Below are 16,983 nucleotides of genomic sequence, written 5' to 3'. Positions count from 1 at the left end.
AGCTGACAAAAATCATAACCCTGAGTGATAATTACCATATTTAAAAAGTACAAAATAAACTAAATTCCAAACAGGACTAAATGTATTCCTACTTTTTAGGCTTCATGGTTTTTATGTATTACAATTCAAATTTTTTTATTTCTAATTATAAGGTTCTATGAGTCAGATTTTTCATTCAAATGATCTCTATTTAATGCAAAGGTGTTGGTATGCTGAGGCTTCAGCTATAAAGTTTGAAGTTGAAGGTTTTTTAACCAGCTTATTCGAAATTCTTGAAGACGACACACTATTATCCAAACCGGGAAATATTCTTTTTAATTTACTGGTAGGAACCAATATGAGATTTGATAAACTGCTTGTAGAACTAGATAACTCTAAAGAGGTACTTTCTAAATATCCTTCAACTTTTCCTATTAGCTCTTGTAATAGGTCTTATAAAAAGCATTTTCAATTAGAAAGTAAATTTGAAGAAGAGAAACTGAGGTATTTTGAGATTAAAAGAAAAGTAGATTTGTTTTTTGCTAATTGCAATGGGTTATTATTAAACAATCCTAAAATTTATCAATCGACTTTTAATGATAGACCGTAAATATCGTTCACCTTGGTTTCAAACTGATTGTAGATGCCCTCTCTAATTTCGAGAGTTAATTTACAATCCATGGCAAAATCTTGCTCTATCACATTTAGATCAAAGTCTTTCACTATTTTCATTGCATCGTTCATCTGTGCATATTGAAAGAGTAATTTCACCTTTTTCGTAAGAAATTCTTTTTGAAACTCAGCATTTTCAAGTGCATCTGCGGCTGCAGTTTTATAGGCATTTATAAGTCCGCTTACACCTAGTTTAGTGCCTCCAAAATAGCGAACTACGACTATAAGTACATTAGTTAGTTCATTAGAGCGAATTTGCCCTAAAATCGGATTGCCTGCTGAGTTTGCTGGTTCACCATCGTCACCAGCTCTATAAGATGCCCCATCGCTGCCAATTATAAAAGCATAGCAGTGATGTCTGGCATCGTAGTATTGCTTTTTTAAGTCGTGTATATGCTCTTTTACGTCTTCTTCACTTTTAACAGGATAAGCAAAAGCTAAAAACTTGCTCCCTTTTTCTTTATAAAATCCTTCTGATGTACCCGCTATCGTTAAATAAGCATCTTCCTCCATAATATTCCTTTTTTCAGACTAAAAAGTAGCCACTCTGTTTTGTAAAGAGTCTGAAAGCAGTTCAAGCTTTTTATCTGAATTAATCTTATTTGGCTCTTGCACCATCTCTAAAATCACCTCACCACCCTGAAACATTTCTTTGTATGAGATAAAGTCTTTTTGCTGAGAACTTCTATTTAAAGAAAGTAATTTCACAAAATGTTTTTGATTGCTCTGGTTGTTAACCTTTATGCTAAAAGGTTGTTTATTACTTACACTTAAAACAGCCCCATCTATTACCGGACTCCCTAAAATATACTTATTACCCACCGGACTTAAAGGATACAAACCCAACATATTAAAAATGAGCCAAGCCGGCTGAAAATCATCTTTATAAGAATATCTTCCTTTAGAATCTAAAGAAGCAAAAATACTGTCCATCATACTTCTAAGCATTTCTTGAGTTTTCCAAGATTTACCTGCATAAGTATATAAAAATGGGATATGGCTATTTTCTTCAGAGTACTGTGCATGCATATGACGAAGCGTAGTATCACTTGCACTTAAAGAATCAATTATTGCAAGTTCTTTACTTTGTACATGTAGAAAAGAATCTAACATGGCTACAAAGTTTTCTTTACCATTCATCAGTTTAATTAGTCCTTCTACATCGTGCCTTACAGCCCAAGTCTTTTCCCAGTCTAGCAAACCGACAGAATCACTTTCAAAATCGAGTTCATCTATATTATCTGCCCAATCGCCTTTAATATTTTTAGGCCTCATTGTTAAAGTTAGGCTATCAAAATTTTGCGTGTATAACTCAGAACTTGAAATAAAATCTTTATAATCTTTTTTGTAACCCATCGCCTCGGCCATTAGAGAAGCTGCTTTAAAAGCTTGTGCAAACTCTAATGAATTCTCAAAAGAATTGTCTGGAAAATAGTCTGATGGGATAAAGTTATATTTAGAAACCAACTTAGCATATGGGTGGTTTTCCAGTGTTTCTTTTATCGCTTTGTATGCCAAATTTACATCAAAATCTCCAATCCCTTTAAGGTAAGCATCTGCAATTACAGATACTGCCCCAAAGCTTTCCATATCACTCCTTGCAGTATATCTTGATTCTGGCAAAGCACCAGTTTCTTTATAATGCGCCAAAAATGATCGAATAAAATCGTTTACTCTATCTTTATAAAAAAGCGCATAAAGAGGATATGTATTTTTGTATGATTCTTTAAGATCAAAGCGATGGTATCTGTCATATTGCCCCTCTGTAGTTTGCACTTCACCTGTAAAATCTGAATAACTGCCGTCTACATCACTAATCAACCGAGGTTGCTGCATCACTTTATAAAGGCTAGAATAAAATACCTTTTTCTGTAATGAATCTTTTACTTTGATACTCACTCTGTTTAACTCTTGCTCCCACACTCCCTCAGCAGCTTTTCTTACGAGGTCAAAATCCCAGTGGGGCACTTCTTGTAAAAGGTTATTTTGTGCACCATCTACACTAGCTGTAGATACAGCTACTTTCATAAATAAGGCATCATTCCCTAATGAATCAAAAGTAATTTTAGCACTAGACTTTTTCGACCTCATAGTCTTTGGGCGACCAATATCTAAATCTTTTCTAAAGAAATTATAATCTTGCCATTTCTTAGAAAACTGGATTACAAAATATATTTTCCTTTCCAGTTCAGAAGACCTTAATGTACTTGGACTAGAAAGTCTATAACCAGCAATAGTAGAATCATTTATTACAGTTAAGTGGCTTAATACTGGCAGATCGTTCGTAAAATCTACTCCCGGATCGATAAAAAAGAAAAAATTATCTTCTGGTTGACTTTTGAACTTATAAAAAGCCACTCTTTTAGTAGCAGTAATCTCAACTGAAAGGTCTGGATTGTGTAATTGCAAAGCATGATATCCTGCTTTTCCTTCTTCACTTCTAGACCAACGCACTTTATTGTCGGCTTCTAACTCTTGCTTTTTAATAATGCCGGGCACAATTAAAAAGTCGGAAAGGATATCATTATTATCTACCTGAGTTTGTCTAAAACCAGTAAATACACAATCTTCTTCTCTTTTATTATCACTATAAGAAAAACAATGATTTATTGGAGCAGGTCTTACCATACCAAATGGTAAATAGGCTCCTGTACTTACACTTCCATGCGATTCTACTTGCCTTAAAAATAAAGGATCAACATAAGAAGAAAGCTTCTCAACCTCCTCAATCTCCTGTTTCACCTCAGAAACTTCAGTTGTAGGCGAACTACAATAGCTTATCAGAAGTGTAACAATAACCGCCGGAAAAATATATATAAAACTTTGCTTCATAATTGAGAATACAATCCTCACATTTTAAATGGAATACAAATTAATATTACAACTTTAGCTGTTAAGATGCTTTTAATATTTGTTAATTGTGGAAATGTAAAGGCAATACTTTAATCGTATTTAAGTTGCAAGCTCCGTTTTTTAATGTATTCTGATAAAAGCTGATAGATAAATGTGGTTTTACCGAATAATTAATTGAAATGTATATAATAGTGTATGAAACAAATTCTATGTAAATCGCTGTGAAAAGTTTTCTTAAAACCAAAAAATCCATCTACTTCTATATTACTTTTCTAATAATGCAAAGTAAATAAACCCCACTCCTCTTTGAAAGATTTATTCAAAGTATTTAATAGTAGATCAGAGATTTTTTTAAATTAATTTATGCTGGAATTAGTTCCTATAACTTAAAATAATTAGAGGAGGAAAGTCAAAATGTAAATTGAAGAAAATTTTATTTAGTTACCCTAAACCAATCTATATCTATATTACCAGAATCGTTGGCAATACCTTCTCTCACGCAAAACAGACCTACTTTTGCACCAACCCAGCCACCTTCTCTGGCTTTAAAAGGTTTACCCATTCCTGTAAATTCCGTTCCGTTTTCGCTAAAGCTGAATCTGCAAATTGCATCGCTTGTTACTTTAACTCTTAGGTAAAATGTGTTGCTTTCTATATCGAGATTATCTGAGTTTACTTCTTTGCCACTTTTATCTGCTTTCTCGCAAATTGTCTGTGAGACTTCCAGTCCGTCATCATCATTTTTTACAGAAATGTAAGAATAGTCTCTCCCGAAAATAATGAGTCCGGCTTTCTCATCTTCGAATCTTGGGTTAAAAGTAATTTTTGCTGTAGCAGTAAATTCTGGTGCTGGAAATTTCTGTAACAATAGGTTTGGCACATCCCAAAAGTTTTGAAAATCTTCTGGTAAAGGGTAAGAAAATAATCTTAAATAACCCATGCTTGTTGGAAAAGCCCAATAAGGTTGAGGTATTGCATTCCATTGCCACTGTAAACCTAAGTTTGGTGTATTAAACTCATCTGACTCTGGTGGTGTAACAATTGGATAAGTTTTGCCTACATCCGGCTTTTTATAAGTTAAAACAGGTTCTCCAGTACCATCGCCATCTGCATCATTTCCCATAACTGGCCAATCGTTAATCCATTTCATCGGTTGCAAATGCACAATGCGACCATATGCTCCTTTATCTTGAAAATGAAGGAACCAATCTTCACCACTTTCTAAAGAAACCCAAGCACCTTGATGCGGGCCATTGATATTTGTACTACCTGTTGCTAATACATTCTTGGTTTCATAGGGGCCATAAATATTTTTGGAGCGCATAACCAATTGCCAACCTGTAGGAACACCACCAGCTGGAGCAAAAATGTAGTAATAGTCATTTCTTTTGTAAAACTTAGGTCCTTCTACCGTCGGGTTATCTCCATGACCATCGAAAACCATTACACCATTGTCTATTGTTTTGGTGCCTTCTTTATTCATTTTACAAACAACAATTAAACTCTTAATACTTGCGCGACTACCAGCAAAAGCATACACTAAGTATACATTACCGTCATCGTCCCATAGTGGTGAGGGATCGATAAAACCCTTACCACCTTTCACTAGCACTGGTTTAGACCAGACACCTTCCGGGTCTTTGGTTTTAATCATATAAATACCAAAATCAGGGTCTGGATAGTAGATATAATATTCCCCTTCATGATATCTGATACAAGGTGCCCAAACACCTTTTCCATGCTGTGCCTTTTCAAAAAACTCAAAGGGAGGTTGCTTAGGAAGTGCATAATTAACTAATTCCCAGTTTACTAAATCTTTTGAGTGTAAAATGGGCAAACTTGGAGAGCAAGTAAAAGACGAAGCCGTCATATAAAAATCATCTCCCACTCGAACAGCATCAGGGTCAGAATAATCTGCATGGAGTATTGGGTTTTTATAAGTTCCATCTCCTTGATCTGCTACCCAAGTATTTGAGAAACCATCTTTCGAAGCTTTTTGCGCAAAGAGTTGCTGAGAGGCTAATAAATGAAAAAATAAAAGTATTGCTAGTTTAAAGATGTGAAGTTTCATATTTATAAAGGGATCGAAAAGAAAATAAATTAGGTTTTACTCTATGGTTGATAGATCAGGAACCCAATTATCATCTCCTTTTAAAATGTTTCCGATTGTATATTTAGCCGCTTCTTCTTTAGATAGCTGATGAGACCATTGCACTCTCTTTGATGGAGCAGCTCCCGGACCAGTAGAATTGTATTCTGCATAATAGGCAGTTTTCTGTTTTTCTTCGCTACCCCAGTTATTCCAACCTTCTGCTTTTATTTGCTTATCTAAAAAACAATCGATAAAAACTACATTAGAATAAGGTCGCCAAGGTCTTCCCAGATAAAAGCTATCTTTATCGGCATCACCAGTGATTTTGCAATTAAGAAATACAAAACCAAAGTCGGTAGTTTCTAGCGTAGAAGCTGCTGTTACATAGCCATTTTCTTTACAAAAAATTTCGCAGTTATCGAATACTGCAGTAGACCAGCCAAATATGAAATCGACTGTACCTTCTATATAACAGTTTTTATAGTATTGTCTGCTGGCATCACCATGCGGATAAAGGGTATCTTGAAAACCTAAAAAACGGCAATTATTAAATACAACCCTATCTCCATCTACTCTTACTGCAACTGCCTGCCCTACTGAACCGGCAGAGTTTTCAAAGGTGATATTTTCGGCTTTAAAATCATCTCCAAAGACAAAGAAACCAGATGAACCTGTTGTACCCATTTCTTCGCCAAAAACATTCTTTTTTGAGGCAAAATCATCATTTGTAATAAAGGTGGCATTTACATCTTCTCCAATAAATGTGACTTTGGTTTTTGAGGTAGGTAAAACAAGCTTTTCTTTATAAGTACCTTTTTTGATAAATATAGTAGTTGCATTTTTTCTAAAATCTGGAACTGCATTTACAGCATCTTGTACTTTTTTAAAATCTCCTGTTCCATCAGAAGCAACTACAAAATCGTATTTTTTACTAGAATCCTGTGCGTTTAATGTTGGTAAAAACAGGACTAAAACTATTAGATAGGCAATTAATTTTTTCATACACACTTTCATCATTTACTCATTACTCAATTGCTAGAAATTTGATTGAATTGAGGTAATATAACATTGTCAAAATTAACATTTAGCCATTAAAGAGACTATTCAAAAAATATCATTTATGCTTCAAAAAGTTTAAAACAAAGCTCACCAGCCTTTACTTCGGGTAATTATTGATGTATTAAATATTTAAAAACTGTTAAAACTGGTATACTTTTTTTGAAGCCACGTATAAAGTATTGTAACAAATACTTTCTCTAATGCGACTAACTGTCCAAATGTTCAAAACTCCTTTTGTAGTTGTATTGCTTCTATCAATTTTTTCTTTTACACCTTTAAAACTCAATAAACCATTGCAAAAACCACCTGAAACTTTATCTGTAAATATTTTAACAGATAACCTTTACATTTTACAAAATGGCTCAAAAAAAGAAGTTTATCTGTATCTGGAACTGAATGCTTTAAAAGCAGAAAAAAATAAAGACAAAACACCGCTTAATATTTCTTTGGTATTAGACAGAAGCGGTTCTATGGCGAGTGAAAACAAGCTCGATTATGCGAAAAAAGCCTGCGATTTCGTGATTGACAATCTTACTTCATCTGACAACTTCTCACTTGTTGTATACGACAGTGAAGTAAAAACCCTTAGTGCTTCTGAGACGGTAAAAAACAAACAACTGCTCAAAAACAAAGTAGCCACTATTAATCCGGGAAGCACTACTAACTTGAGTGGCGGTATGTTGCAGGGATTTAATGAGGTAAAAAGCACTTTTGCCCCAAAAGCAGTAAACAGGGTTTTATTACTTTCTGATGGTTTGGCTAATAATGGGATTACTGATCCGATTGAACTTCAAAAGATTGTGCAAACCAAAAACAGCGAAGATGGCATTAGCATTTCTACATTTGGTGTAGGTGCCGATTTTAACGAAGATATGATGACAAACCTCGCCGAATATGGCAGTGGTAACTATTATTTTATTGATAATGCTGATAAAATACCAGAAATTTTCGCGAATGAGTTAAAAGGTTTGCTCTCTGTAGTGGCTCAAAATACGCAAGTTGAAATTAAGTACCCTAGTGCTTATTTCAGGTTGGCTAAACTATATGGTTATCCATATACAGAAGAAAAAGAGGGAAGTATTAAGGTGAATTTCAAAGATGTATTTTCTGAAGAAACCAAAGCTGTACTTTTGAAATTTGAAATGGTACAAACGCCTGATACTGATGTGGCTTTCCAATCTAATATCACTTATGATGATGCTTTGGGAAATTACAGTCGTGAAACACTCAACCACAGGTTAGATGTAAAAATCACCGATGACAAAGAGCTGCATGATAACAGCTTTAATGAAAAGGTAAAGAAAAACATCATCTTATTTGAAGCAAACGAAGAGATGGAAAAAGCCCTACTTATGGTGGATAAGAGATTGTATAATGATGCTAAGAGCACACTTGACAGCAGCATTGTAAGAATGGAAAAAGTAATCTCTGAGGTACAATCTGATTCTTCACTCAATTTGCAATATGAGAACTTAAAGTCTTACAGAGATAAGATTGATAATATTAAGCAAATGAATGAAGAAGAGCGCAAGATGATGCAAAAGGCTAATAAAAGCTCTAATTATATGCTTAAAAAGAAAAAACAGAATTGAGTTCAATCTAATGAATAAAGTAAAAGAGTTCCTTGAATGGAGGAACTCTTTTTTTTTTATTTTTTCTGATTAGAATAAGAATCCTACCCGAACAAATGGCAGAAATTGTTCTTCGTCTGAGTGGGTTAAGTCTAGTGAAATTACAGCAGCGCCAAACGGGGTTACCCAAATTCCACCACCATAGCCTTGATGCCACTCATCTGATGACTCACTGTCTAACCAAACTCTACCTACATCAAAAATTCCATGTATACCAAATTGACCGGGCAGCAAATATGTATTAAACTTGAAAAGCTTAATTCTTAAATCATTATTCCAATAGAAGCTTTTATCACCTGCAAAACGCATTCTTCTATAACCTCTCATATTATCGAATCCGCCTAAAAATGCTGACTGATAAATCTCTTCGAATTCGCCTCTAATTATTGAGCCCCCTACTCTTGTTGCCCAAGTTGTATTAAACCTAGACTCATTTCGGCCAGTACTCAAGTACATGGTAAGATTACCATCAAATCGCCAAAAGGAAATATCTTTTCTGTCTGCTTCTTCTGTACCAGAAACATTAGATGCTTTTACAAAAAATCTAAAACCTCTTGTTGGGGCAATTTTACTATTTCTGCTATCAAAAGTATATTGAGTAAATACAGTTGAAAAGCTCTTAGGATTTTCAAATACATCTTCTTGTCGCTCTTCTGGCAATGTACTGATGTATTCATACACAAATCTGTCGCTAGGAGATTCATCTTCTTCTTCGAGCTCAATTCTTTGGAAAGTATAACCCAACTGGAAGTCGTGTTTATCTCCAATCCATTGTTTTCTTAAGATTCCTTCAAGCATTAATTCGAAATACCTCACTCTATAGTATTGATTGCCTAGCTCATCTCGGTTGTTTTCAGTTTCGTTACCAGAACCATAAAAGAAATTAACAGCACTTGGAGTTGGGATTTCTGCATTTATCAATAAATCTGTATTAGAAAAAACATCGATAAATTCTCCATTATATGTGATATTAAAAGAGCTTGTTTTAGGTGCAACGTTTCCTCTAATTAAGTGCATGCTTTTGTATGGATCTTTACGGAAACCATGCGTAACTACTTTTGCACCACCACCGATAAACACACCATCGTCTGGATTATAACCAAAAAATGCTGCAGGAGATAGCAAATCATACTTAAATTCTTTCCGGTTATAAACATTTACAACCTCTTTACTAGAGCGGTTATCTTTGGTTTCGCCCAAAGTATTTAAAACATTATCTCCGGTTTTGGTGTCGTAATATCGCACTTGTCTGTAAGGGCCAGCAACATGCGAACTATCGTTGATCACATCATCATCATCACCTCCAATTATCCTTACCTTAATTCCATTTTTAACATCTCCGGTAATATCAAATATATCTTCCCCATCAAACCCATATAGTCTTACTTCTTTTGTCTCTGAAACTTTAAAAGTACGATCATACATTTTGTGTTTACGTTCGCCGTCTTTCTTACGCTTCCAAACTCTTACTCTGGTTTCTTCGTCATTCAGTCTTTCTACTTTAAAGTATTCGTGTTTATCTGAGCCCAAAACATTTACCTCTCTAGACATAGATAAGTATAAAGTCTTAGCAGACTCTTGTAGATTATCTCTTCTAGACTTGAGCTTTCTAATAATTTCTTCTCCGTGTAACTCGAATATTTCTTTTGGAAACTTTCTAATAGATTTTTCAATTACTTCGTCGGTAGCAGAATCTTGTATTTTTTTAGCTGCTTCCATCCAGTCTTTTAAGTCGGGTTCGGTAAGAAAAGATCGATCAAAATATCTGGCATTAAAACCAAATCCGGCAGGGTCTCTTATATGATCTTTAAAACCCTGAAACTTCCTCATCCCCCACTTTCTGGTGCCGACTGTCATCACCAAACCATCTGCATTAAAAAACGCTTGATCTCGATCTCTAGGAATTGGCTCGTAATACTTATAACCTTTCTTCTTATTTTCATGCTCCCCCCAACGCCACTGATCATCGTGCCTATCCCAGTCTCCTATCCACATATCAAATATTCTGGATATAAGTACTTGATCGTAATTAATAATATCATCATTGTCTTCTCTGGTTTTTTCTAGTACTTTATCAGTACTTTTCATATCGGGTGGATTACCAAAATCAGGTTCATCTTCCCAATAATCGTCATCAGATCTTTCTTCGAATAAATATAAAGCATCGCCAAAATCGTCTCTGTAAATACCAAGACGAGGGTCGTCTGGTAAGTAAACTAACCTTGGGTTTGTATGATAAACTCCGACTGCATCTGCCAAATCGGCTAATACAAAAGCACCATATGGATGTGAACCTGAAATTTGATCTGCTACAACATCTGCTGCAATTGTTCCTCTAAGTACTACTGGAACTGCTTTTTCAGGATATTTTTCTATCGATCTTAAATTGTATTGTCTTTTGTTTTCAGCTTCTAACCTCAATGATTTGGTTTGCATACCTCCTCCTCGCTTTACAATTTTAAGCCCACCGTACTCTTTGCCAATATCAAAAACAGGAATACTATCCATTGGTTGTTTCCACTCCTTGCGGTAGTTTTCACCTAGAAAGTACTTCTTCAAACTACCGGCAGTAAGTTCTTCAGTTGCAATTAGCGAATCTTGCGTTCCTGAATAGCTGATTTCCTCAAGTTCATTTTTAGAATAAAGCTCTGATTGAGGCTGGTTCATCAACTTTCTTCTGTAGAGTACTTTACCAGTACTCCCATCTTCTTCTGGTGTATAGAAAGTAAGCCAAACATCTCCATCATCGTAAAAATCTATTCGCCCAAAACCCTTTACACCAGCAGCAAAAGCAGCTTTTCCATTCTTATTGATGTAATCAATTTTGCTACCTCCACCACTTATAATTAAATGTGTACTATCTTTTGGTAGATACTGTAAGCTATGGTCGTGCCCCGATACATACATCAAATTATCATGCTGGCTAAAAATATCTTCGAACGCAGCAATCATAGATTTATAGCGAGGATGCGGCACATCCTGAATGTTACCCATTACTGTTCTGTAAAAAACATACACAGAACCTAATACAGGCAAAGGCACATAAAGATTATGAACCAAATCTGTAAGTGGGAATAGATGATTTTTGATTGGTGCATGCCCACCATGCAAACCATTACTCGCTAATGGATGGTGCCCCGCTACAATTATCTTCTTCTGATAATTCCTTTTGATTACATCATCTAACTGAATAAGAAACTCATCGTCTGTTCTGGCTTCGCAGCCTGATTCTTGGCCGGGTTTATCATAAGCATGTAACCACCATTGTGTATCTATAAAGATCAGCACAATATCATCTCCAATAGGATATTCAACTGGCCCCGGGCAACCTCCTGTTGGTAAGTATGTTACAGGATATTTATCACTATAGCTACTGATAAATTGTTGCTGATTCATTAAGCGATGATAACCTGTAGGTCTACCTTGTGCCCAGTCGTGGTTGCCCGGCACATAGATTCCTTCTCCCTTGTAGTTATCGAGCAGTTCGAGCTGTGTTAACAGGCGTTCTTCTTCTAGTTCGCGAAAGATTGCAGCACTGTCGCTCAAGCCTTGAGGATATAGATTATCCCCTAAATATAAAAGATGACTTTTAGCCCCTGCACTATCTAATTGCTGTTTAAGCAACTTAAATGTAGGTTCTAATGGATCTCTTGAAGGTGCTCCTGCATCGCCAAGTAAAAAAACAGTTTCATATATCTCTCCAGTTGGTTTACTCTTGGTCCATTCCGGTTGTTCCGGGTTGTAGTAAAGTTTAGGAGCGACACATGCAGATAAAAAAATTACAATAAAATATTTAAAAAAAGCGCGCAAGTATTTTTTACTCATTTTTCTGATAATTAAACAACATAATATTCCCTTTCCCCCCTCTGGCCTCATTTGAAATGTACATATTCCCCTGCGGGTCAAAGGTAATACCTTCTGGTTGTTTTAACTCATCTTTATCAAGTTCTTCCACTCCTAAAATTTCTCCTTTAGGCGAAAGCACAACCATCAATTTACCAGCAGTAGCAATCATATAAATATGCTTGGTAATTGGGTGAATTGCAATGCCTGAAGGCTGGAAAGATGTTTTCTTTTTATCGGTTATCTTTCTTAAAACATCGATATCTATTAAAAATCGTGGCTTAGAGTTAAAATCTGTTTTATCGATTTCAAAACTATAAACTGCCCTTTGCTTTTTTAAATTGACATCGATACCTGCTTCATCTTTACAAGCAAGTAATAAAGAATTAGTTGATGGATCGAAACATAAGCCTTCTACATTATTTTTAGACTTGAGAGGTAAATCGCGATGTTTTACATCCATATTTTCTGAAGGAAAATTTTCAATCCTGTATAACCTTCCATCACTTCTGATAACATATGCTACATCTCCTATAATTTCTAGATCTTCGTAGTCGCCATCATCTGCAAAATCGTATTTTTCAGTTATCTCATCTTCTTTCAAATCATAATAGTAAATTTTACCTTTCTCATCTTGTACACAGGCAATTACATTTTCTTTAATGTATTGTATACCTGAGATCTCATCTAAATCATCTGGCAGTTTATATTTTTCGTCTGCATCATCTAATTTGTATGGAATATCAAAACCTTTCATTTCTGAAACTTTAAATTTTAAACTATCTGAAATTTCGGATTTTTTATCGTCCTCTTTCGCATTAATACATGAAAAATTAATAATTAACAAAAGAATAAAGTATTTCAAGCTCTTCGTTACAAACTGCATCTACAATTTTTTTTAGTTTATAAAATAATTATTGGTCATAGTATCTGGTGAAAGCCTTATAAACTGATTGGCAAAGCTATAGTTAAACACTAGCATAGGTACTTTTGTCTTAATCTAATTCTTACTAACATCTTATACTGCAAAAACTTTGAATAACAACTAATTTAATGTTGTTTTGGTTTTTAATAACATATAATCGACTGACAATCAAGTATAAGTCAGAAAAATACTTTAAATTAGATTAGCTACATTTTTAATTAAATTTTATTACTATGTGCGGCCGGTTTACATTGGTGAAAGAAAAAAAGCAAATAGAAGAAAGGTTTGATGCTAAGTTTGACGGAGACTTATTTAGAAAAAATTACAATGCTTCTCCTGGTAGTTTTTTGTCTGTAATTACCAACGATCAACCAAAAGCCATACAGCCTTTCCATTGGGGTTTGGTACCTTCTTGGGCTAAGAATATGCAAATGGCATTTAAAACTATAAATGCACGAAAGGAAACCATTCAAGAAAAGCCGGCTTTTAAGTTTGCCTATGATTACCAGCGTTGTTTGGTTTTAGCAGATGGTTATTATGAGTGGAAAATGTATGGCAAAAACAAAGTTCCTTACAGAATTACTTTAAAAAACGATTCCTTATTTGCCATGGCAGGCTTGTGGGAAAAATGGGAACAAACTAATGGCAATACATTGCATTCTTTTAGTATTGTAACCATACCCGCCATTTCTAATATAGCACATATCCACGACAGAATGCCAGTAATTTTATCTCGTATTAACGAACAAAAATGGCTTGATACAGAATTACCAGGCAAACAGATTTATGATGAATTAGTAGCTCCTCCAACTTCTGATATTAAATTTTATACAGTTTCGCAAAAAGTTAATAAGGCAGATAACAACGCTGCTGAGCTTATAGAGCCACATGCTCATTCAATACAAGGAAGCCTTTTTTGAAAACCTTTTCTTTTGCATATTTTTTGATTTACTGAATAATGATTGATTAACAACCATTTACATTCTACTAAATCTATTTTTAACACCAAAAAACAATTGCTATGAAAAGAATTTTTGTAACCGGAGTCCTACTATTCCTATTTAACCTAGTGGCATCAGCACAGATTGAGAATGTAAAAATTGAAAACGCTATCGTTTTTGTTAAAAACAAAGAACAAGCTCATAATGTGCAGTTTAAGGTAAATAAAGAATGTAGTTTAATAGGTTTTAATGACAGATATATTGTGATAAAAGAAGCTGCCGAAGCTAAAATTTATGACAGTGGAGGAAAATACCGCACCAGTATAAAATTGCCAAGCGGCACTAAAGGAGTAAAAGTTAGTGATAGAGAAATATTGATTAAAGACAATAGAGGTTTTATAAACTATTATGATTTTAATGGTAATTACAAGAAAATGGTCAGAGGCTAATCTGGCTTAGACTACTAATAGAAAGGGTTCAGGTTTTAAATCTGAGCCCTTTTTTTGTTAAATAAGCATTCTTTTAACTTTCAATTTCAGCATTAAATCGATAGATTCAGGCAAACCTTGTTCTTACTATGCGAAACTATATTACTAAACACACACTCAGACTTTTAGTAGTCTTTGCCTTATTTTTTCATACTCAGTTATTTGCCCAATTAGTTGTTGAAACACCTGCCGAAAACGTTGGTATTTCTACAGACAGACTCCAAAGAATTGATGGCTTAATTAACCAATACATTGCTGATAATAAAATACCGGGAGCTATAGCACTGGTAGCCAGAGAAGGTAAAATTGTTTACCACAAAGCCATTGGTAAAAAACACATTGAAAAAAATATAAACTTAAAAACCAGTGATATTTTTAGGTTAGCATCTATGACCAAATGTATTACAAGTGTCGCTCTAATGATGCTTTACGAAGAAGGCAAGTTTTTACTTGACGACCCGGTTTCTCAATACATTCCAGAATTTAAAAATGCCAAAGTTGCCATCTTTTCAAATGACAGCACTTATGAGGTAGTTCCGGCTAATACTCCTGTAACTATTAGGCACTTACTTTCTCATACTTCGGGGATAGGTTATGGCGCATTTTCACCTAGAGCCGCAGTTTTATACAATCCTAAACAAATACCTGATGCTTTTGTAACTGCTGATATTAAGATTGGAGAAAAAATGAAATTACTGGCCCAACAGCCTCTGTTACATCATCCGGGAGAAAAATGGACTTATGGATTAAGTACAGATATGGTGGGTTATCTGGTAGAAGTATTAAGCGGTAAATCACTATCAGATTTTATGGATGAAAAAATACTTAAACCTCTGGGAATGAGCGATACACAATTCTATTTACCAGATTCTAAAAAAGAAAGATTGGTGCCTGTTTATGGAGCAATAGAAGACAACAAGTTAACTATAAATAACAATGAGACTGAGTTTCAAAGCTTCAACTTTCCCATAAAAGGTGCGAAAGCCTACTTTTCTGGTGGAAGCGGACTAACTAGCACCGCTGAAGACTATTTTAAATTTGCTCAAATGCTGCTCAATGGAGGTATCTACAATAACCAAAGAATTTTGAGTCCTTTAACTATCGAATTAATGACCAGCAACCAAATAGGATCGCTTTCTACAAGTCCGGGAAATCCTAATTTTTTTGGTTTGGGTTTTTCTGTGATTTCTAAAAAAGGTGCTGCTGAGTCTTTAGCTTCAGAAGGCAGATATAATTGGTCTGGCTTCTTTAATACAGTTTACTGGGTAGACCCTAAAGAAGAAATAGTTGCGGTACTTCTCACTCAGATTGTACCCAGCAAAAGTTATGGTTTATTTGAGAAATTTCAGAACGTTGTGAATCAGGCAGTTATCGAATAAATTGGATCGCCCCACAGTATTTCATATCTGACTGTATATTCATTACACGTTTTTCCTTACCACTCTTAAGAGAAACAGCTGCCGTACTCGGTGGCTCTTCTCCTAGGTTATGCGCAAAGAATATCAGAATGTTTTCATTGTTGCTCTGGTAGTTCACTTTCACTTTCTTCTTTCTTTTCTTTAGAGAGTAATTTTGCAGAATCCACTGATCGTTAAATCTCAAAGAAATAACATCTCCATCAACCTCTTTGCGATCCCACACTTTAATGGTTACTACTCCTTTTTTTATCTTAAATCTGTTTTGCACATTTACATTACGACCTTCCAAAGGCTCTTCTTTTGGAATTTCGACCTGCTTGGTAACTACTGGCTCAGGTTCTTCAAAAACTTCTTCCTGATTTTTTTCAACTACAGAAACATCATCTATATAGAAGTAACTCTGAGGGTCAACATCGTAGTAATAATATCTTTTTTTAATCTGATAATCTCTAATAAAATTTCCTAATGTTAGATACCTATAAGCTTTATCGGCCTTAATTTTAAAAGTGATTTTTTGCCAGTCTGTATCATAGAAAATCTCTTCTAACATAAACTGTGGCTTCTCATTAATTGGCTCGTAGACTTTTTGCTCTACTGGTGTTTCTGTTAAAAGTGCACCAAAACCATTGGTTCCTATATTGCCAAAAGCTGTATGACTTCCGTTGGTTAGATAAAAAGATACCTCATAAGTGCTACCAATTTGCAACTCTTGATTTAGGCGCACAGAAATATATTCTCTGTAATCTCTCACCCGCTGCATATAGGTAATTACACCCGCTGTTGAAAGCCCCTCGTAAGGTTCAAAATATGCATCGTTTCTACGCGTGCCATTGTTTCGCTGAGCAGCATACATATGGTCTGGGGTGCCATATAATGGTGTATTTTGCTTTTTATTAGCATTGTACCAATACTTCACATTTTCCATGTAAGCTTGGCCATTTGTCTCTTTTTCAATCTCCTCAAACCCAGAGTTCAACACTAAGTTTACACTTTCGCTAGTTCTGGTATTTTGTGCCATTAGTAACTGACTGTTAACCAGTACAAGAAACAATAAGGCAATGATATTTATCTTCTCTTTCATG

General features: G+C 34.9%; 12 protein-coding genes. 5 read left to right on the top strand and 7 right to left on the bottom strand.

Translation table 11 applies throughout. The features are described from left to right. The first annotated feature begins 157 nt into the window (after nucleotides 1–157). Nucleotides 158–589, top strand: a complete 432-nt coding sequence (locus tag OQ292_RS16115) for a hypothetical protein (protein WP_284683168.1) — start codon at nucleotides 158–160, stop codon at nucleotides 587–589. Here OQ292_RS16115 and OQ292_RS16110 read toward each other — a convergent pair. From OQ292_RS16110 to OQ292_RS16095, 4 genes are all read right to left on the bottom strand, one after another. Continuing rightward, on the bottom strand, nucleotides 562–1,164 hold the full coding sequence (locus tag OQ292_RS16110) for an IMPACT family protein (RefSeq protein ID WP_284683167.1): 603 nt from the start codon (nucleotides 1,162–1,164) through the stop codon (nucleotides 562–564). The genes OQ292_RS16115 and OQ292_RS16110 overlap by 28 nt on opposite strands. A gap of 18 nt (nucleotides 1,165–1,182) precedes the next feature. Continuing rightward, complete coding sequence (locus OQ292_RS16105; protein WP_284683166.1) at nucleotides 1,183–3,483, bottom strand: GH92 family glycosyl hydrolase; 2,301 nt, start codon at nucleotides 3,481–3,483, stop codon at nucleotides 1,183–1,185. Nucleotides 3,484–3,937: 454 nt separating this feature from the next. Continuing rightward, the gene (locus OQ292_RS16100; protein ID WP_284683165.1) at nucleotides 3,938–5,575 is read right to left on the bottom strand and encodes a glycoside hydrolase family 43 protein; all 1,638 of its coding nucleotides are present in this window, start codon (nucleotides 5,573–5,575) and stop codon (nucleotides 3,938–3,940) included. A gap of 36 nt (nucleotides 5,576–5,611) precedes the next feature. After that, nucleotides 5,612–6,598 (bottom strand): pectinesterase family protein, encoded by a 987-nt coding sequence (locus tag OQ292_RS16095; RefSeq protein WP_284683164.1) that lies wholly within the window; start codon nucleotides 6,596–6,598, stop codon nucleotides 5,612–5,614. 257 nt (nucleotides 6,599–6,855) lie between these two features. Between OQ292_RS16095 and OQ292_RS16090 the strand changes: the two genes are divergently transcribed. Beyond that, complete coding sequence (locus tag OQ292_RS16090; protein ID WP_284683163.1) at nucleotides 6,856–8,247, top strand: vWA domain-containing protein; 1,392 nt, start codon at nucleotides 6,856–6,858, stop codon at nucleotides 8,245–8,247. A 69-nt stretch (nucleotides 8,248–8,316) separates the two neighbouring features. On the opposite strand, the gene OQ292_RS16085 is transcribed toward OQ292_RS16090, so the two are convergent. Further along, complete coding sequence (locus tag OQ292_RS16085; protein WP_284683162.1) at nucleotides 8,317–12,111, bottom strand: ShlB/FhaC/HecB family hemolysin secretion/activation protein; 3,795 nt, start codon at nucleotides 12,109–12,111, stop codon at nucleotides 8,317–8,319. Further along, entirely contained in the window at nucleotides 12,104–13,015 is a 912-nt protein-coding gene (locus OQ292_RS16080) for an SdiA-regulated domain-containing protein (protein WP_284683161.1), read from the bottom strand. The genes OQ292_RS16085 and OQ292_RS16080 overlap by 8 nt, the downstream gene beginning before the upstream one ends. 272 nt (nucleotides 13,016–13,287) lie before the next feature. Between OQ292_RS16080 and OQ292_RS16075 the strand changes: the two genes are divergently transcribed. The 3 genes from OQ292_RS16075 to OQ292_RS16065 all read left to right on the top strand — a co-directional run bounded on the left by OQ292_RS16075 (nucleotide 13,288) and on the right by OQ292_RS16065 (nucleotide 15,862). Then, on the top strand, nucleotides 13,288–13,974 hold the full coding sequence (locus OQ292_RS16075) for an SOS response-associated peptidase (RefSeq protein ID WP_284683160.1): 687 nt from the start codon (nucleotides 13,288–13,290) through the stop codon (nucleotides 13,972–13,974). A 101-nt stretch (nucleotides 13,975–14,075) separates the two neighbouring features. Beyond that, a complete protein-coding gene (locus OQ292_RS16070) occupies nucleotides 14,076–14,444 on the top strand; it encodes a hypothetical protein (RefSeq protein WP_284683159.1) in 369 nt (122 codons plus the stop codon). 128 nt (nucleotides 14,445–14,572) lie between these two features. Beyond that, nucleotides 14,573–15,862 (top strand): serine hydrolase domain-containing protein, encoded by a 1,290-nt coding sequence (locus OQ292_RS16065; RefSeq protein WP_284683158.1) that lies wholly within the window; start codon nucleotides 14,573–14,575, stop codon nucleotides 15,860–15,862. On the opposite strand, the gene OQ292_RS16060 is transcribed toward OQ292_RS16065, so the two are convergent. After that, on the bottom strand, nucleotides 15,852–16,982 hold the full coding sequence (locus OQ292_RS16060) for a hypothetical protein (protein WP_284683157.1): 1,131 nt from the start codon (nucleotides 16,980–16,982) through the stop codon (nucleotides 15,852–15,854). The two genes, OQ292_RS16065 and OQ292_RS16060, sit on opposite strands and share 11 nt — an antisense overlap. Between the last annotated feature and the right edge of the window lies 1 nt (nucleotide 16,983).

It is taken from the genome of Chondrinema litorale (genome assembly GCF_026250525.1).
In the GTDB taxonomy this organism is placed as follows: Bacteria; Bacteroidota; Bacteroidia; order Cytophagales; family Flammeovirgaceae; genus Chondrinema; species Chondrinema litorale.
Note: the sequence above shows the minus strand (reverse complement) of the source record. Positions and strands in the feature narration are given on the sequence as shown.